This window comes from Streptomyces sp. SYP-A7185 (assembly GCF_046103685.1).
In the GTDB taxonomy this organism is placed as follows: domain Bacteria; phylum Actinomycetota; class Actinomycetes; order Streptomycetales; family Streptomycetaceae; genus Streptomyces.
On the sequence record NZ_CP122310.1, the window covers coordinates 8,121,051 to 8,139,239 of the forward strand.

Here is an 18,189-nt window from a genome sequence, read left to right on the forward strand (position 1 = left end):
CCCGCCGTCGTGCACCACGCCGGTTCCTCAGACGGGCGCCGCCGCCCGGGCCGCGTAGGCGCGGACGTCCGCGTCCGGGTCCAGGACCGCCGTGCCGAGCGCCGCGCGGGCGTCCGCGTCCGCCGCGTGTTCCAGGAGGGCCAGGACCGCCGCCTTGCGGACGTCGGCGTTGGGATCGCCGAGCGCCGTGGTCAGGGCGGGGACGGCACGTGCGGGGGCGGCGGCGGCCAGTGCCGTGGCCGCGCCCGCGCGCACCTGCCAGGACGGCGCGGCCAGCGCGGCGACCGCCGCCTCGTCGTGGGGAGAAGGGCAGCCCACGGACGCCAGGGTCTTGAACGCGGCCGCGCGGACCAGGACGTCCGCGTCGTCGAGCAGCGGCGCCAGGGCCTGCGGGGTCTCCAGACCGCGCGCCACCGTGACACGGACCTCGCGGGCCGGGTCCGCGGCCGCGCGGGCGACGGCGTCGAGAGCGCCGACCGAGACCAGGGCGCGTACCGCCGCGATACGGACCTCGATGTCGGGGTCGGCGAGCGCGGAGGTGTACGCGGCGGCCTCGCCGATGCGCAGGGCGCGCAGGACGTCGAGGGCGGTGGCCCGCACCACGGCGTCGTCCAGACCCAGGGCATCGTGCAGGCCCCGGGACAACTCCGGTTCCGGGGACAGGACTTCGACGAGTTCCTGGAGCGAGGCGGCAGCCGCGCCGCGCACGCCCGGGTCGGGGTCCGCCAGGGTCTCGGCGAGCGCGGGCCCCGTCCCCGTGGGCACGGTCTCGGAGAGCGCGGCCACGGCGGCCCGGCGCACGGCGGGGTCCGGGTCGGCCAAGAAGGGCCGCAGCAGCGGCAGTTCGGGCTCCTCCTCGATGAGGGCGAGGAGCTCCAGGATGCGCGGCGAGTGCGAGGCCGCCGCCGTCTCCCGCGGCTGCGCCGCCGCGTCGCGTCTGCCCGAACCCACGGGGGCGACGTCCCGCTGACCGGCGGTGGCCACGTGCTCGGGATGTACCTCGCCCAGATGGCGTGACGCGCCGCCGCCCGGCGTGAACTCGTCGACCGGGACCAGATAGGGCTCCACCGGGCGTGCCGTGAACTCCATCGCCCCGGAGGGGGACTTGCGCAGGTCCAGATGGTGCAGCCAGCCGTCGTCGTCGCGCTCGGGGTGGTCCGTGCGCTCGTGGTACAGCCCCCAGCGCGACTCCGTACGGGCCAGGGACGAGCGGGCGGCCATCTCGGCGCAGTCCCGGATGAAGTGCACCTCCGCGCAGCGCATCAGCTCGTGCGGGGTCTGCGCGCCCATCTCGTCGATCTCGCCGCGCATCCGCTCGAAGTGGTCCACGGCGAGCGACAGCCGGGCGCCCGACTTCGGCGGGGCCACGTAGTCGTTCACGAAGCGGCGCAGCTTGTACTCGACCTGCGGCTGCGGAGGACCGTCCGGGTGGCGCAGCGGACGGTAGATGAGCTCGTGCGCGTCCCGCACCTGCCCGGCGGGCAACTCGCCCTCGTACGCCGTGCAGCGCGAGGCGTCGGCGCCCGCCAGATCACCGAAGACGAACGCGCCGATCATGTAGTTGTGCGGCACGCACGCCAGGTCCCCGGCGGCGTACAGACCGGGCACGGTGGTGCGGGCGTGGTCGTCCACGCGCACGCCCGACGCCGAGTGGCCGCCGCACAGGCCGATCTCGGAGATGTGCATCTCGACGTCGTGGGTGCGGTAGTCGTGGCCGCGGTTCGCGTGGAAGGTGCCCCGCGTCGGACGCTCGGTGGAGTGCAGGATGGTTTCGAGCGCGCTGATGGACTCTTCCGGGAGGTGGCTGAGCTTGAGGTACACCGGGCCCCGGTCCGAAGCCAGTTCGGCGGCGAACTCGGACATCATCTGCCCCGACCAGTAGTCGGAGTCGACGAAGCGCTCCCCGTGCCGGTTGACCTGGTAGCCGCCGAAGGGATTGGCGACATAGGCGCAGGCGGGGCCGTTGTAGTCCTTCATCAGCGGATTGATCTGGAAGCACTCGATGCCGGTGAGGTCGGCGCCCGCGTGGTACGCCATGGCGTAGCCGTCCCCGGCGTTGGTCGGGTTCTCGTACGTGCCGTAGAGGTAGCCGCTCGCGGGCAGGCCCAGGCGCCCGCACGCGCCGGTCGCGAGGATCACGGCACCGGCGCGTACGGTCACGAACTCGCCCGTGCGCGTGTTGAATCCGACCGCGCCGACCGCCCTGCCGTCCGCGGTGAGCACCCGGACCGGCATCACGCGGTTCTCGATGCGGATGCGCTCGCGCATCTCGCGGCGGCGCAGCTGCCGGTAGAGGACCTTCTTGACGTCCTTGCCCTCGGGCATGGGCAGGACGTACGAGCCGGAGCGGTGCACCTGGCGCACCGCGTACTCGCCGTGCTCGTCCTTCTCGAACTTCACGCCGTACGACTCCAGGCGCTGCACCATCGAGAAGCCTCGGGTCGCGGTCTGGCGGACGGTGGACTGGTCGACGATGCCGTCGTTGGCGCGGGTGATCTCGGCGACGTAGTCGTCGGGCTCGGCGCAGCCGGGGATCACGGCGTTGTTGACGCCGTCCATGCCCATGGCCAGGGCGCCGGAGTGGCGCACGTGCGCCTTCTCCAGGAGGAGTACGTCCCGGCCCCGCTCGGCGGCGGTGAGTGCCGCCATCGTGCCGGCCGTGCCGCCGCCGATGACGAGGACGTCACAGGAGAGCTCCTGGGCGTCGGTGACTGCGGGGATCTGCATGAAAGGGCCTCTCAGGAGCCGAGGAGTCAGGAGCCGGTGGTTCGGGTGCCGGTGGTTCGGGTGCCGCGGGGTCAGGAGCCGAGCGACGTGAGGACGGCGCGGCGCAGCTCGACGGTGGCGGGGTCGCCGTGGGCCGTACGGTCGCGGGGGCGCGGCACGTCCAGCACGTGGGGGACGCCTCGCGTGCCCGCGCCGAGCAGGGCGACGCGGTCGCCGAGGAAGAGCGCCTCGTCCACGTCGTGGGTGACGAAGACGACGGTCGCGCCCGTGCCGCGCAGCACGTCGGCCAGCAGCTGCTGCATCCCGGCCCGGGTCTGCGCGTCGAGCGCGCCGAACGGCTCGTCCATGAGGACCGCCCGGGGCTCGCCCGCGAGGGCCCGCGCGAGCTGGACGCGCTGCCGCTGCCCGCCCGACACGCGGTGCGGCAGCTGGGCGCCGTGCCCGCCGAGGCCCACGCGCTCCAGCCAGCCCTCGGCCCGGGCGCGGCGCTCGGCACGGCGTACGCCCTTGATGGCCAGCGGCAGTTCGACGTTGGCCCGCAGGCTGCGCCACGGCAGCAGCGCGTCGTCCTGGAAGATCAGCGCGCGCTCGGCGTGGGGCCCCGTGATCGGCTCCCCGTCCTGGGTTACCTCCCCCGCCAGAGGGGAAAGGAGCCCGGCGAGGGTGCGCAGGAGCGTGGACTTCCCGCACCCGGAAGGGCCGACGACGGTGAGGATCTCACCGGGCGCGACGTCCAGGTCGAGCCCATCGAGGACCGCCGTGCCCTCCCGGCCGACCGACGCGTCCCGCAAGGTGAGCCGGGTGCCGCGGGGCGCGGCGGGGTCGGACACGGGGGCGGACGCGGTGGGGGCCGTGGGTGAGGTCGTCTTCGGGGGAGTGGTCATGGGTCACGCCTCCTTGTGGACACGGTCCGGGGTGCGGACGGACGCCCGCGCCTCCTGCTTCGGAGCCGCATCGGACGCGGTGGCCCGTGCGGCGCGCGGCGCCGGGAGCCGAACCCCCGACGCGGACCGGCGGGCGGGCCGTGGTGTCTCACCGCGGGACTCCGTCCGGGGAAGCCACCGCGTCACCCGGCGGCCCAGCACCTCCACCGCCGTCGACGTCATCCACCCGAGCGCGCCGATGGTCACCATGCCGACGAAGACGCCGGGGTAGTCGACCACCGTGTAGTCCTGCCAGGTGCGGTAGCCCACCCCGTACTCGCCGGAGATCATCTCCGCCGAGATCACACAGATCCACGAGACGCCGATCCCCACGGAGAGCCCGCCGAGGATGCCGGGCAGCGCTCCGGGCAGGACCACCGAGCCGAGGACGCGCCACCGGCCGCCGCCCATCGTCAGGACGGCCTCCTCCCAGACGGGGGTCAGGGCGCGCACCGCGTGCCGGGTGGAGACCAGGACGGGGAAGAACGCGGCGGTGAAGGTGATGAAGACGATGCCCTGCTCGTTGCTGGGGAAGAGCAGGATCGCCACCGGCACCAGGGCGATCGCCGGTATGGGCCGCAGCACTTCGAGGACCGGTCCGAGCAGATCGGCGGCCAGCCGTGAGCGGGCGATCGTCGTGCCGACGGCCACGCCCGCGACCGCCGCGAGCACGAATCCGGTGACGATGCGGGTGAGGCTGTCGGTGAGGTCCTGCCAGTACGGCTCGCCGCCGACGCGCCGCCCGAACTCCCGCGTGATGTCGACGACCGTCGGGAACTGCTCGAAGCGCAGCCACAGGTCGACGTCGAACGCGGTCAGGAGCTGCCACAGGCCGAGCGCCGCGAGGAGCGACAGGACCCGCAGGAGATGACGTGCCGTCATGACGCCTGCTCCAGGGCCTTCTTGTACGTGATGGGCCGGGCGTCCGGATGTGCCTTGCGGTAGGCGGCGGCGGCCGAGGGAGTGACGAACGGCAGCAGCTTGTCGCCGTCCGCGACCCACACCGCCTTGTCCGCGAACCACGGCGTCCCGGTGGTGGCGTCGGGCACGTAGGCGGCCCGGACCTTGCCCTGCCGCTGGGCGGCCGCACGCAGCAGCCCGGCCGGGGTGGCGAAGCTCCGGGTCCTGGTCTCGCCCTTCAGCCACAGCTCGCTGCGGGCCGGCCCGGGGGTGGCGGCCAGCGCCTTCGCGTAGCCCTTGCCGTACGCCTTCTTCACGTACCGCTCGTCGACGAAGGCGTCCACGTCGACGTCGCCGACCAGCTTCGCCGACTTCAGGACCGGCACGTCCTTCTTCAACACGGCCACCAGGGCGGGTTTCAGGGTGGGGTCGAACGTGGCGATGCCCTGCGCGCCGTTGTAGAGGTAGACCACCTCGGCCGGAAGCCCGGTGGCCTTCGCGACCGACTCGGCGGCCGCCACCGGGCGCTCGTCGAGGTAGCCCGTCGCCTTGATCTGGGCCCGCAGAAAGTCCTGGAGCACCCCGGGCCGCTTCTCGGCGAAGTCCTCGCGGGCGGTGACCCCGTGGAAGGTCGGCAGGTCCAGTTCCGCGCCGTCGTACAGCGCCCGGGCCCGGCCCTGGAACGCGAGCAGCCCCGGCCACGCCACGAACTGCGAGAGCGCGTCCGCGCTGCCCGCCTGGAGCGCCGAAGCACCCACCGCGGGCTGCTGGTTGAGCTTGCGGATGTCCTTCTCGGGGTCGATGCCCGCCTGCCTCAGGGCGCGTACGAGCGTGCCGTCGGCGGCCGAGCCGACGCTCGTGGAGACCTTCTTGCCGCGCAGGTCCTTCAGGGACGCCAGCTTCGAACCGGGCGCCGTGACGACCGTGTTGAGGCCTCCGCGCAGGTTGTACCCGGTGACGGAGACGAGCTTGGTCGGCCGGTTCAGCTGCGTGCCGCGGGCCGCGTTGATGAGCAGGGGGAAGTCGCCCATCGACCCGATGTCGATCTTCCCGGCGGTCATCTGCGCGGTGATCGGCGCGCCGGTGGCGTAGTCCTGCCACTTCACCTTGTACGTGACGCCCTCGCGCTTGCCGCGCCGGGCGAGCTCCTGCTCGAAGTAGCCGAGGGACCGCAGCAGCGTACCGGCGGTGACCGTGTTGATGGTCTTGGACTGGTAGCCGACGGTGATCGTGACGGTGCCGGAGTCGTCGGCGCTCGCCCCGCCGCAGCCCGCCAGGGAGAAGGTCATCAGGGCGGCGAGGGAAGCGTGGATCGCCGCGCGTTTCCCCGGGGTGGTCGTGAGGGTCTTCAAGGGGGTGGTCATGGAAGGCGGGACCTCTCGATTCGGCGGCTTCACCGGAGCAGGTAGGGCATGTTGACGGTGACCGCGCCGGTGGGGCAGCGGGCCGCGCAGGGCCCGCAGTACCAGCACTCGTCGACGTGCATGAAGGCCTTGCCGCTGTCCGGGTTGATCGCGAGCGAGTCGAGGGGGCACATGTCGACACAGAGGGTGCAGCCGTCGATGCACTTCGACTCGTCGATGGTCACGGGCACGTCGGCGCGCTGGGGGGCCAGAGGCATGGCTGTCTCCCGGAATGAGGGGGTGGGCGAAAAAGGGCGGCCCTGTGGGCCGTTGGATCAGAGGGCGCGGTGGAGCAGTCCGCTCATGGCGATGCGGTCGCCGCGGAAGCGGATGAACTCCAGGTCGACGGGGCGTCCGTCGGCCAGCGAGGTGAGCCGCTCCAGCATGAGGACGGCGGCGCCGCGGGGCGCTTCGAGCACGGCGGCCGAATGCACGTCGGCGTTGACGGCTTCCAGCGTGATCTCGGCCGTCCCGAGGGCCTGCCCGGTCAGGTTCTCCAGCAGCCGGAAGACATCGGTGTTCTCCAGGTCGCAGCCGAGGAGACCGGCGCCGATGCCCATCGGGACATAGGTGAGGTCGAGGGAGAGCGGCAGGCCGCCCAGCCTGCGCAGCCGCTCGATGTAGAGCACGTCGGTGTGCTCCACGAGGCCGAGCCGCCGGGCCACGGGTGCGGGCGCGGGGACGGGACCGACCGTACGGACTTCGTTGGTGACGTCGCCGTGTTCGTGCAGGGTCTCGGCGAGTCCCTGGAGCCGGTCGAGGCCGTGCGGATACTTCTCGGACACCACGACGGTGCCGACACCGGGCTGCCGTTCGAGCAACCCTTCGGTGCGGAGCAGATCGAGCGCCTGCCGGACGGTGTTCCGGGAGACGTGGTACTCGCTGCCGATCGTGCCTTCCAGCGGCAGCACGCCGCCGGGAAAACCCCCGGTGCGCACCTGGTGGCGCAGCAGGTCGGCGAGCTGCCGTGCCTGGTCCGCGCGCAGTCGGCGCCGTCGGGCGGCGGCGACCGGCACAGTGTGCTCGCGGATACGTTCGGCTGGCATGCGAGGGACCATACCGACGCCGCACCTGCCGTGGTGTTGCCGGAGTATTGCGCCACTCGGCGCACCGCACCCGCCCCTTCTGACCTGCGTGTTCACGGGCGGAGCGGGGAGATCTGCCAGGTGTGGGCCGGCTCGGGGCCGCCGGCAGACGCCATGGATCCGCGGATGGGGGACATCCCTGTGCCCGAGGCGGTGGCCTTTCCGTCGGCTTCTGGAGTGTCGCAGAAGATATGACTATTTCTGCCTCTATATGTAGGTCCGAGAAAGCCGGCGCCCATGGCGTCGGCGAAGGAATTCCCTGAACGAGAGGCACACGTGAGGGCCCCGAAACTGACCCGCGCAGCGACCCTTTCCGCCGCAGTGGTGATCTCGGCGATCGCCTCCACCGGATACGCGGTTCCTCTGGGCACCGCATTTGAGCGCCCCGGCCCGGAAGCGACCGCGCGGCTGCGCGCGGCGGCCGATCTGCGGATCGAGAAGTCGGTGTCCCCCGATCCGCTCGTGATCGGCGGGGACGCCGTCTACACCCTGACGGTGACGAACGACGGCGACGAGGACGCGTCGGGGGTCACGGTGACCGACCAGCTGCCGGACGGGGTGACCCCGGGAGAGCTGCCCGACGCGTGCGCGGCGCAGGGCTTGCAGGTCACCTGCGCGGGCGTCGCCGTCCCGGCGGGCGGCACGCGGCAGTTCCGGATCCCGGTCTCCGTCGATCCCTCCCTCTCCGACGGCACCAACCTCACCAACCAGGCCGACGTGCGGCAGGACGGGGCCCAGCAGCCCGCCGACTCCACCACCCTGATCACGCAGACCACCACGCTGACGGACGTGGAGATCACCAAGACGGCCACCCCGGAGGTCGCGGCCGACGGCAGCTACACCTTCACCGTGACGGTGACCAACCACGGCCCCTCCGACGCCGTCGACGTCACCGTGCAGGACCCCACCGACGGGCAGCTCTCCTCCATCGAGAAGCGCCCCCCGGAGTGCCCGGACACCGGCCTGACCCTCAGCTGTCCGCTCGGCACGCTCGGCCCGGACGAGACACGCACCTTCACCGTCACGATGCACGCCAACCCCGACGTCGCGGGCGACGCCATCACCAACTGCGCCGAGGTCTACACGGGCTCCCGCGAGTCCGACACCGGCAACAACCGCTCCTGCGCGACGACCGACGTCACCCCCAGCACACCGACGCCGACCCCTACGCCGACGCCGACTCCCACGCCCACCCCCACCCCGACTCCCACGCCCACCCCGACTCCCACACCCACCCCCACGTCCACGACCACGAAGAGGCCGACGCCCACCCCCACGCCCACCCCCACGCCCACCCCCTCACCCACCTCTCCGACGCAGGAACCCACCCCCGAACCCACCACGAGCCCCTCCGACAGCAGCAGCCCGGAGCCCCCCGCGCCCACCCCGCCCCCGGACGAGCTGGCCGAGAGCGGGCAGCGCTCCACCGCGCTGCTCGTCATGGGAGTCGCCGCCGTCGTCCTGGTCGCCCTCGGCACCCTGCTCAGGCGCGCGATCAGGCGCCGCTGAGGCTGTCCGGCGCCCACAGGGGCCGAAGGGGGCCGGGGCCGGGACCAGTGAGGGTCAGCGTTCGGGGTGGAGCAAGGTGTCCGCCACGCGGCCGGTCAGGACCTGGCTGGCCACGTCGGCGAGCTTGAGCTGCCGGTTCCGGGCGTAGGTCCGCATGCGGATCAAGGCCTGGTCCGCGCTGCACCCACGGGAGTTGGACAGGAAGCCCTTGGCCTGCTCGATGGAGATCCTGGACTCCAGGGAGCTCTGCAATCGCCCGATCTGCGTTCGCTGGCTCTGCATCACCTGCTGCTGGAGCACGCAGATCGTGGCGGTGTCCGCCAGCGCCTGAGCCAGCCGCAGCCGGGAGTCGGCCAGCGGGCTCCGCCGGTCGCGGAGGAGGCTCAGGGCGCCGACCACCGTGTCCCGGCAGCGCAGCGGGACCGTCACGACCGAAGTGAAGCCGAGCAGCAGGGCGCGTGGAGTGAAGCGGGGCCAGCGGGTGCAGGCGGGCTCGGCGTCGAGGCGGACCTCGGCGGTGCGGTCCCGGGAGCGGCAGCAGTCCCGGCCCGGACCCTCGTCCCATTCCAGGCCGAACAGTTCCAGGCCGCGGGTGTACTCGTCGGAGGCCGCCACCTCCGCGGCCGGTCCGTGCGGGATGTCCAGCAGGACCCCGGCCGCCGATATGTCCAGCAGGTCCACGCAGTGTTCGGTCAGTGTGTGCAGGACAGCGCTCACGCTCACCTCCCGCACCAGGGGGGCTGCGAGATCGGCGAAAGCGGCTGCCAGCCGCTCCTCGCGCTGTCTGTCGGGCATGGCGGTCATGCCGCCTCTCCCTTCCGTGGGCACACCGGCCACAGCATCCGGCGACCGTACGCCGGAAGTCCGCCGCGCGGAGGGCGGTGTGAGAGGAACGGCCGCAGGGGGCCGGTACGCGTGTCCCGCCGGCGACGGAACCACGGCTCCCCTCGTCGATGGTCGCCAAACACCCGCAACGGAACGGCTGGGGGCTCCGGTTGGGGAATGCACGGAATCCCCTCCAAGCTACCGCGCCCTGTCGTTCCGTACAGGTGTGCTAGCGCGCGCGAGGCGTGAAGGGAACCCCTGCTTTCGCTCCGTTGAAAGAGGGAGCACATTTTGTCCGGCCGCTCCCCGCGGCGGCTTTCACGCCGAGCGGGGCGGCCTCGGAAAGAATCCGCTCGTGCGCTTTTTGTAGGCGGCGTAACCGGGCCGTTCCGCCATGTGCCGTTCGAGCAGTGCTTTTCCGCTGCCCAACGTGAGCAGATACGTCATCACCGCAGGACCGATGATCGTCGCGGCGGCGGCCACGGGCGCCTCGCACGTGACGAGGAACAGACCCCACCAGACACAGAAGTCACCGAAGTAGTTCGGATGGCGCGTCCAGGACCAGAGACCGCGGTCCATGAGGCGGCCTTTGTTGGCCGGATCCGACTTGAACCGGGCCAGCTGATGGTCCCCGACCGCCTCGAAGACCAGACCGACCAGCCACACGAGCCCCCCGACGACGGCGAGCGCCCCGAGCGGTCCCTCGACGTAGGCGGCGGCCTGCACGGGCAGGGACACCAGCCAGACCAGACCGCCCTGGAGCAGATAGACGATCCGCAGGGCGTAGGCGTTCTTGCTGCCGGGAGCCTTGGACAGGAGCCGCTCGTAGCGCGGATCCTCGCCGTGGCCCCGGGCGCGCCAGGCGATGTGCCCCGCGAGCCGCAGCCCCCACACCACCGTCAGCGCCGTCACCAGCAGCCGTCGCCCCTCGTCGCCGTGGCCCGCGGACAGGGCGTATGTCACGAGGGCGACGGCCGCGAAGGCGATCCCCCAGGCGCTGTCCACGATGCGGTGCATCCCGCGGCGCAGGGCGAGCGCGAAGGTGGCCAGGAGCACGGCCAGGGCGGTGAGCGCGGCGAAGGCGAGGTTGACGCCGAACGCGCCCCAGGCGAAGCCGTTCACGACGCGCCGTCCCCGCGGTACCAGCCGGCCGTCGTGGCGGGCATCCCCGACCAGCCGAGGTCACTGGCGCGTACGGCGAGGATCTGGTCGACGCCCATGCGTCCCTCCTCGAACGCGAGCGATCCGCCCACCAGGTACAGCCGCCAGGTCCTGGCCGCCTCCACTCCGACGAGCGACACGAACTCCTCCCAGCGCTCCTCCAGGGTGACGCGCCAGGCGTTGACGGTGCGCACGTAGTGCTCGCGCAGCGCCTCGGCCGACCGCACCTCGAACCCCGCTCCCTCCCACAGGCCGATCGTCTCGCCCAGGGGGCGCATGTGCATGTCCGGAGCGATGTACGACTCGATGAACGCGCCGCCGCCGGGGGCCGTGGCCCCGCGGGACATCTGCTGGACCAGGATCCGGCCCTGCGGGCGCAACAGGCCGTGGAGTTGGGCCGCGAACCCCGGGTACTCCGCGTCCCCGACGTGCTCGCCCATCTCGATGACGCTGATCGCCTCGTACTGTCCGTTCTCGATGTCGCGGTAGTGCCGAAGCTGCACGTCGACCTGGTCGTCCAGGCCGCGCTCGCGCACCCGGGCCCGCACGACGTCCCGCTGCTCGCGCGAGAGCGTCACCGCGGTCACCTGCGCCTTGTACCGCTCCGCCGCGTACAGGGAGAGCGAGCCCCAGCCGCAGCCGACGTCGAGCAGCCGCGAGCCGGGAGCAAGGCCCAGCTTCCGGCAGACCAGTTCGAGCTTGGCCTCCTGGGCGTCGGCCAGGCCGTAGGCCGGGTCCTCGCTCTCCCAGTAGGCGCACGAGTACGCCAGCGAGGGGTCGAGCAGCAGCTCGTAGAAGTGGTGCGAGACGTCGTAGTGGTGGCTGATGGCCGCACGGTCCCGGGCGGTGCTGTGCCGTGTGCCCCGCAGCCGGGCCCGGCCCGCCGGCACCTTCGGGGGCGGGCCGATGGCGCCGAGCCGGGCCGCGGCCGCCAGGGCGGAGGCCAGCCGGCCCACCCCGGGCCTGACCGGGGCGAGCCGCTGCTCGCGGGCGCCGGCCCACATGGTCCGCAGCGCGTCCGCGAGGTCGCCCTCGACGTCGATGTCACCGGTGATGTAGGCCTCGGCCAGGCCGAGTTCGCCCGGCTGCCACAGCAGCCGGCGCAGCGCTCTGCGGGAGCGGACGACGACGACCGGGGTGTCCGGCGGTCCGTGCTCACTGCCGTCCCAGGCGCGCAGCCGCAGCGGCGCGGGCCCGCCCAGGGCGTCGGCGATGAGCGCGTGGAGGCGCGCGGCGGTGGAGGTCACAGTCCTGCTCCTTCTCCGGTCAGCTGGATCTGGTGCACGTCGAGATAGCCGGAGCGGAAGCCCGCCTCGGAGTAGGCGAGGTAGAAGTCCCACATGCGGCGGAAGGTCGGGTCGAAGCCCAGGTCGCCGACCGCGTGGTCCTGCTCGGCGAAGCGCTCGCGCCACAGCTCCAGCGTCCGGGCGTAGTGCGCGCCGAACCCGTCGCACGCGGTGACCCGCAGTCCGGTGTGAGAGCGCGCGGTCTCCTCCAGCGCCCGCACCGAGGGCAGTTGCCCGCCGGGGAAGATGTACTTGTGCACCCAGGTGAAGGTGTCCAGGCTCGCCAGCATCCGGTCGTGCGGCATGGTGATCGCCTGGAGCGCCACCGAGCCGCCGGGAGCCAGCAAGGAGTCCAGGGCGCGGAAGAACGTGGGCCAGTACTCCGCCCCGACCGCCTCGATCATCTCCACGCTCGCGATCGCGTCGTAGCTGCCGCGGACCTGGCGGTAGTCGCACAGCTCGATGCGGACGCGGTCCTCGTGCCCGGCGGCCCGCACCCGTTCCCGGGCCAGGTCGCGCTGTTCGGCGGAGAGGGTGACCGAGTGGACGCTCGCGCCCCGCGCGGCCGCGCGGATGGCCAGGGCGCCCCAGCCCGTGCCGATCTCGAGGAGCCGGGTGCCGGGCCCCACGCGGCACAGGTCGAGCATCCGGTCGATCTTGCGGTGCTGGGCCGTCTCCAGATCGGACCAGGTGGCGGACGGCAAGGACGACGGGTCGAACAGCGCGGAGGAGTAGCTCATCGACGCGTCGAGGAACAGCGCGAACAGGTCGTTCGACAGGTCGTAGTGGTGCCGGATGTTGGCCTGTGCGCCGCTGGGGGTGTTGCGTTGCCCGGTGGGCTTGCGGGGAGCCCAGAGCCCGCGCAGCCGTTGCAGCGAGGGCGGTATCAGCGTGGCCGCGTGCTCGGCGAACACCGCGAGCACGGCGACCAGGTCCCGCGCGTCCCACTCGTGCGCCATGTACGACTCGCCGAAGCCGACGAGACCGCCGGTCCCGATGCGCCGCAGGAAGCCGTCGGGGTCGTGCACCTCCATCAGCGGGCCGCCCGTGCCCAGGCGTTCACCGCCCATCGTCACCTGGAGCGGCAGGCCGTTCAGGGCCTGGCGCACGACGATCCGGGCCGCCGCCCGCCGGGCGGCCGAGCAGGGCGGAACGGCCACGACGTCGGGCCACCGTCCGGCGTCGATCGGCCCCCGTGGACCGGGAAGGCCGGGTGCACCGGATACGCCGGGCGTGCCGGATCCGGATACGGACGTACTCACTTCATGCCCTCCTGGGGACAGTGTCGGGGTCGGTTCTGCACGGGAAGACCGCGCAGCCACAGCGCGATGCCGTGCCGCCGGATGGACGCCGAGACGGCCACCGTCGACCACGGGTGGCGGACGGCCGCCCGCAGCAGCGCGCCGGCGGTGGCGGGCCGGCGCGCACCGCGCAGGGTCGCCGTGAACGTGCGCCGGCCGCCCAGTTCGAGGTGGAGGGTGACGCCGAGGCGCTCGTCCGGCACGGGAAGCCGCATGCGGTACGCACCCTCGACCGGGAAGAACGGCGAGACGTAGAACTCCTTGGCCACGTCCGCCGTGCGCGCGGCCTCCGGGCCCAGGAGGTAGCAGTGCCGCTCGCCGTAGGTGTTGTGCACCTCGGCCACCACACAGCGCAGTTCACCGCCGGGGCCGTGGCACCAGTACAGGGACAGCGGGTTGAAGACGTGGCCGAGGACGCGGGCGTGGGCGAGCATCAGCACCCGGCCGCCGTCCAGGGTGATCCCGCGCGTGGCGAGGAAGGTTTCGAGGCCCGCCCTGATGTCCGTGGCCGTGCCGCCGAAGTGGTCGCGCGCGTCGAACCGGGCCAGCGGGCGCAGCGCGAAGGGGAGCCGGGGCGGCGCGTCCAGGTCGATCAGCCACAGGTAGGTGCGGTGCGTGAGCGTGTACCGGCTCGGGCTGGTGCGGACGTGGGTGATGACGCTGGGATACAGCGCCGGCGCGGGACCGGGGGAGGCGTTCACCAGCGCACCCCCATCGCCCGGGCCGCCTCGACCCCCGAGCGGCAGCCGTCCTCGTGGAATCCCCAGCCGTGATAGGCGCCCGCGAACGCGGTGACGGGCCCGTTCAGCGCGGCGAGCCGTCCCTGCGCGGCGACCGACTCCGGGGTGTAGACGGGGTGTTCGTACGCCATGCGGGCCAGCACCCGAGCGGGGTCGACGACGCTCTCGCCGCCCAGGGTCACCACGTAGGTCTCGGGGGCGTCGTGCTCTTGCAGGCGGCTCATGTCGTAGCTGACCCGCACGTGGTCGGTGGTGGCGCCGCAGGAGGGGAGCAGATAGTTCCACGAGGCCCGCGCGGCGCTGCTGCGGGGGAGCACCGTGGTGTCGGTGTGCAGCTGGGCGGGGTTGCGGGAGTAGCGGAACGCGCCCAGGACCGCCTGTTCCTCCGCGGACGCGTCGGCCAGCAGCCGCAGGGCCTGGTCGGGGTGGACCGCGACGACCACCGCGTCGTACGTGGCGCTCGTGCCGTCCTCCGCGGTGACGTCCACGCGGCCGTCACCGCGCCGCACGGACCGCACCGGCGTCGAGAGGCGAACGGTCTGGAGCTGCTTGCCGATCCGCTCCACGTACTCCCGTGAACCGCCGGCCACGGTGCGCCAGGTGGGCGAGCCGCTCACCGTGAGCATCCCGTGGTGGTCCAGGAACCGGAAGAGATAGCGCGCCGGATAGCGCAGGGCGGTACCCGGCGGGCAGGACCACACCGCCGACACGAGGGGTATCGCGAAGTGCCGGACGAAGTAGTGCGAGAAGCGGTGACGGGTGAGGAACGCGCCGAGGGTCTCGGCGGCCTCCGCCCCGTCCCCCTCCCCGGGTTCCGCCGCCAGGGCCTGCGCGGCCCTGCGGTGGAAGCGCGGGACCTCGGCGAGCATGCGCAGGTACGGGGCGCGCAGCGCGTTGCGCGGCTGCGCGAACAGACCCCGGGGGCCGCGCGCGCCCGCGTACTCCAGGCCGCAGCCCTCGCACCGCACGGACATGCTCATCTCCGTCGGACGCGAGGTGACGTCCAGCTCCCGGAACAGCCGCAGCAGGTTCGGATAGGTGCGGTCGTTGTGCACGATGAAGCCGGAGTCCACGCTGCGGGTGCGGCCGTCCGACCCGGGGACATCGTGCGTGTGGGCATGGCCCCCGAGCCGGTCGTCCGCCTCGTACAGGGTCACGTCATGCGTGGATCGCAGGATGTACGCGGCGGTGAGCCCCGCGACTCCGGATCCCACCACCGCGGTACGCCGTCGCTGTTCTGTCATTCCGTCCCATCTCCTCGTCCGGGCACGCCGGACGTGCTCTGAAGATGATTCGGAGCGGGGCGCCCCGCGGCTTGGTCACCCGCGCCACGATCTTTGACGGCAGCAACAGTGGACGCAGCGGCAACAGTGGGATCGGCAGAATCGGTGGGCTCAGCGGGACGTGCTGGTGGGGCCGAACTGCTCGGCGATCGAGGCGGGGAATTCGGCGAGGCCCAGGATCCCGGCCACCGTCCGGCCGGTCAGCGCGTGCCAGGCGGGGGCCCGCCGCAGCATGGCGTGGCCGCTGCCGTGCATGACCACGCGCGCCGCTTCGGCGCCCGCCGCCGTCGCACGCCCCGCGAAGTCCAGGGAGGACCGGGGGTCGGTCGTACGGTCCTGGTCGCCGTGGAGCAGGACCACGCGACGGCCGCGCAGGTGCGCCACCGGCTCACCGGCGGGGCACCAGGGGGCGAGGCCGACCACTCCGCGCACCAGCGGGTCACCGGCGGCGCGCAGGGCGGCCCGGGCCCCCATCGAATGCCCCACCAGGACGGTCGGCACGTCACCGGCGAGCTGCTCGAGCTCACGCAGCGCGCGGCGGGCGTCGCGCGCCGCGTCCTCCCGCTCGCCGTTCCAGCCCCGGACGCGGTAGAGCACCCGTCCCATCAGTACGTCGCCGCCCGCGGTGGACCGGCGGATCGCCCCCTCGAAGGCGCGCAGCCGCGCCCGCGGCAGGTTCCAGGGCGGCGGCGCGTCCACCCCGTGCTCGCGCCCGCCGTGCAGCAGGAGCACGGCGGCCCGTGGCGCGTCGACCGGTCCGGTCAGCTCCAGGGCCGGGCGGGGGCCATCACGGAAGGGCACAGATACTCCTCGACATGTCGGTGACCGGCCGGACGCGGTGGACGTGGCCGACGTGACGTGTTCGGAGCCGCACGGGTGTCCGGATTGGTCGTACGGCGCGATGGCTTCCGCCTCCGCCGCCCCGACCGCCTCCGACATCCCGTGCGGCTCCCCACGGCCGACCGTCGGCCACGTCCCGTCCGCCTAGCGTGCCGCGGGGCGTGAGCCCACTTCGTCCAGGGTCTCACCGTCCGTCAGCCGTGCCCGCACCTTCGCCTCAGGGCTCTTGGGAGCCTTGACGGCCAGGGCGTGCCCGCGCTCGGTCGCCTCGACGTCACCGGTCACGTCGATCCCCTCGACCTCGCGGCTGCCCGCCGCGAGGAGGTAGTGGCGTCCGGAGCCCGACGTCCACGGGGTGCTGGCCACGACGTGCTGGCCGAAGCGGCTACAGGCCGCCGTCGAGCGTGCCCGCCCGACCACCTTCGCCGGTGCGGTGCCGGACGCCGCGGGCGCGCGGAACTGCACGAGCACGTCGCCCGGACCCTGCCAGGTGGAGGCCCGGGTGCAGGACCACACCGCGCGGCCGCCCTTCTCGGGCAGCTCCTGGTCGGCGAAGTCCCACTGGTTGACGGCCCGCACGCCGTTCGCCCGCATCTCGGGGAGCCGGCACGCGATACGGGCCCAGCTCCGCAGCGCCGTCATGCTGGTGGCCTCGCGCGGCTGCCGGGGCGGGGCTCCGGTGCCGGGCAGCGGGGTGTAACTGAGGTGTACGGGCGTCAGGTCCCCGAGGTCGGTGACGAGGAAGGCGTGCTTCTCCACGATCTTGTCGGAGGAGCGCAGTTGCAGCACCGGCCGGCTCTCGCACGGCCCGGTGGCCGACGGTTCGGCGACGGCGTCCGTGAGGCCGCCGTCCGACACGTCGAGCGGCCGGCCGGGGGAGTCGGGGGTCAGCAGATCGCGGGTCTGCGCCTCGGCGATCCAAGGGGCGGTCAGATAGCGGATCTTGCCGCCCTCGCGGCTGACGGCCAGGGCCGAGGCCGTGGTCACGTCGGACTCGTCGGAACGGGTGATGTCCAAGGACGCCTCGTCCGGCGAGGAGAGCGACTCGGCGTAGCGCACGACGCGCCGCCCGTCGTGGAACAGCACGACCGCCTCCTGCCCGACGTCACCGGCGTACAGCAACTGGGTGTTCTTGGGCGGGGGTTCGTCGGTGGTGGCCTTGCCAACGCGGATCCGGGTGCCCTCCGAGGGGTCGTTCCACGCGACGAGTGCCCGGGTGATCAGCGCGTCGTCGTCGGCGCGGGCGCCGCGGGCCGGCCATGCGGTGAAGTCGACGCGTGAGGTGTCGGCCCAGGCGTCGCGCGGGGTGCGCAGCAACTGGTCGGGCCCGACCGCGAGGGCGGCGACGGCGGCGGGAGAGGGGGAAGGCCGCTGCGAGGTCGTGGTCCCGACGGTGGTCAGGAGCAGCGCACAGCACAGGGCGACGACGCCGGCGGTGAGCCAGGCCAGCTGGTGGCGGCGCCTGCGGCGGAGCAGATCGGTCGGCCGGGTCTGTACGGAACAGGCGTCGAACTCCCGGGAGCCCAGGAGGGTCGCGGTGGCCCCACCCGTGGTCGACTCCACGTGGCGTGCGGTGCGCAGGGCCTGCTCGGGCCGGGACACGCCGGCGGTGGCGAGCAGTTCTATGACCTCGGAGCGGGGGAGTGACTCCAGGTGCAGCAGGACGAACGCCGCCCGGGCGGGTGCGGACACCTCGGAGAGGATCTGCCCCAGCGTGATCTCCTCGACGCCGCCCGCGCGGGGGAACAGCCGCAGCCCCCAGACCAGCGGGAGCGTGGGCCGCAGCGCGCGGGGTGCCGGCAGGAAGCCGGGCCAGCCGCGCGGTCTGCGGTCATGGGCCAGCGCCGAACGCAGCACCCGAGCCCGGATGGTCGCCACCGCGGGGTCGGGCGTGCGCCTGCGCTGGGAGGGCACCCGGGGCGCGACCGGCCCGATGCGGAAGCCGGGCAGAGCGCGTTGTACCAGCGAGTGGGCGACGAGGACTCGCCGGTGTCTGCTGAGGGTGTGGGGGAGCGTGAGGTACGCGAGGCGTACCAGGCGGGTGTACTGGTCGACGATGGCGGCTTCGGCCTGGTCAAGGGCCACTCGCCCGGACCCCTTCGCCGAGCGCCGTTGCGATGTGCTCATCGATCAAGAAGCCTTCCAAAGGCTGACGACGTTGCGTCCTGACCCGATTCAAACGAGTGAATCTTGTGATGGTCACAGG

Annotated in this window: 15 protein-coding genes; 1 reads left to right on the forward strand and 14 read right to left on the reverse strand. The window is 72.9% G+C overall.

Annotated elements, in window-relative coordinates; translation table 11 throughout:
- Positions 1-27: 27 nt before the first annotated feature.
- From QBL25_RS35415 to QBL25_RS35440, 6 genes are all read right to left on the reverse strand, one after another.
- Complete coding sequence (locus tag QBL25_RS35415) at positions 28-2,727, reverse strand: fumarate reductase/succinate dehydrogenase flavoprotein subunit (RefSeq protein ID WP_409061034.1); 2,700 nt, start codon at positions 2,725-2,727, stop codon at positions 28-30.
- 71 nt (positions 2,728-2,798) lie between these two features.
- Positions 2,799-3,611 carry an ABC transporter ATP-binding protein gene (locus tag QBL25_RS35420; RefSeq protein ID WP_409061035.1) on the reverse strand — a complete coding sequence of 271 codons (813 nt, stop codon included), beginning with the start codon at positions 3,609-3,611 and terminating at the stop codon, positions 2,799-2,801.
- 3 nt (positions 3,612-3,614) lie between these two features.
- Positions 3,615-4,532 carry an ABC transporter permease gene (locus QBL25_RS35425; protein ID WP_409061036.1) on the reverse strand — a complete coding sequence of 306 codons (918 nt, stop codon included), beginning with the start codon at positions 4,530-4,532 and terminating at the stop codon, positions 3,615-3,617.
- Entirely contained in the window at positions 4,529-5,839 is a 1,311-nt protein-coding gene (locus QBL25_RS35430) for an ABC transporter substrate-binding protein (protein ID WP_409062894.1), read from the reverse strand. The genes QBL25_RS35425 and QBL25_RS35430 overlap by 4 nt, the downstream gene beginning before the upstream one ends.
- A 104-nt stretch (positions 5,840-5,943) precedes the next feature.
- The gene (locus QBL25_RS35435) at positions 5,944-6,171 is read right to left on the reverse strand and encodes a ferredoxin family protein (protein ID WP_365373906.1); all 228 of its coding nucleotides are present in this window, start codon (positions 6,169-6,171) and stop codon (positions 5,944-5,946) included.
- A gap of 57 nt (positions 6,172-6,228) precedes the next feature.
- Positions 6,229-6,999 carry a GntR family transcriptional regulator gene (locus tag QBL25_RS35440; RefSeq protein WP_409061037.1) on the reverse strand — a complete coding sequence of 257 codons (771 nt, stop codon included), beginning with the start codon at positions 6,997-6,999 and terminating at the stop codon, positions 6,229-6,231.
- Between the two features lie 315 nt (positions 7,000-7,314).
- On the opposite strand from QBL25_RS35440, the gene QBL25_RS35445 reads away from it, so the two are divergent.
- A complete protein-coding gene (locus QBL25_RS35445) occupies positions 7,315-8,547 on the forward strand; it encodes a hypothetical protein (RefSeq protein WP_409061038.1) in 1,233 nt (410 codons plus the stop codon).
- A gap of 54 nt (positions 8,548-8,601) precedes the next feature.
- Here the strand turns inward: QBL25_RS35445 and QBL25_RS35450 are convergent, their stop codons facing one another.
- From QBL25_RS35450 to QBL25_RS35485, 8 genes are all read right to left on the reverse strand, one after another.
- Positions 8,602-9,351, reverse strand: coding sequence for an ANTAR domain-containing protein (locus QBL25_RS35450; protein WP_409061039.1), 750 nt, complete (start codon positions 9,349-9,351; stop codon positions 8,602-8,604).
- A gap of 339 nt (positions 9,352-9,690) precedes the next feature.
- The gene (locus QBL25_RS35455) at positions 9,691-10,494 is read right to left on the reverse strand and encodes a DUF1295 domain-containing protein (protein WP_409061040.1); all 804 of its coding nucleotides are present in this window, start codon (positions 10,492-10,494) and stop codon (positions 9,691-9,693) included.
- Positions 10,491-11,780 carry a class I SAM-dependent methyltransferase gene (locus QBL25_RS35460; RefSeq protein WP_409061041.1) on the reverse strand — a complete coding sequence of 430 codons (1,290 nt, stop codon included), beginning with the start codon at positions 11,778-11,780 and terminating at the stop codon, positions 10,491-10,493. The genes QBL25_RS35455 and QBL25_RS35460 overlap by 4 nt, the downstream gene beginning before the upstream one ends.
- Complete coding sequence (locus QBL25_RS35465) at positions 11,777-13,081, reverse strand: class I SAM-dependent methyltransferase (protein WP_409061042.1); 1,305 nt, start codon at positions 13,079-13,081, stop codon at positions 11,777-11,779. Before QBL25_RS35465 ends, QBL25_RS35460 begins: the two co-directional genes overlap by 4 nt.
- Positions 13,078-13,821 (reverse strand): DUF1365 domain-containing protein, encoded by a 744-nt coding sequence (locus QBL25_RS35470; RefSeq protein WP_409061043.1) that lies wholly within the window; start codon positions 13,819-13,821, stop codon positions 13,078-13,080. Before QBL25_RS35470 ends, QBL25_RS35465 begins: the two co-directional genes overlap by 4 nt.
- The gene (locus QBL25_RS35475; RefSeq protein ID WP_409061044.1) at positions 13,818-15,104 is read right to left on the reverse strand and encodes an NAD(P)/FAD-dependent oxidoreductase; all 1,287 of its coding nucleotides are present in this window, start codon (positions 15,102-15,104) and stop codon (positions 13,818-13,820) included. The genes QBL25_RS35470 and QBL25_RS35475 overlap by 4 nt, the downstream gene beginning before the upstream one ends.
- 150 nt (positions 15,105-15,254) lie before the next feature.
- On the reverse strand, positions 15,255-15,944 hold the full coding sequence (locus tag QBL25_RS35480; protein WP_409061045.1) for an alpha/beta fold hydrolase: 690 nt from the start codon (positions 15,942-15,944) through the stop codon (positions 15,255-15,257).
- A gap of 183 nt (positions 15,945-16,127) precedes the next feature.
- Positions 16,128-18,110: a hypothetical protein gene (locus QBL25_RS35485; protein WP_409061046.1), complete on the reverse strand. Its 1,983-nt coding sequence runs from the start codon at positions 18,108-18,110 to the stop codon at positions 16,128-16,130.
- Positions 18,111-18,189: the final 79 nt, after the last annotated feature.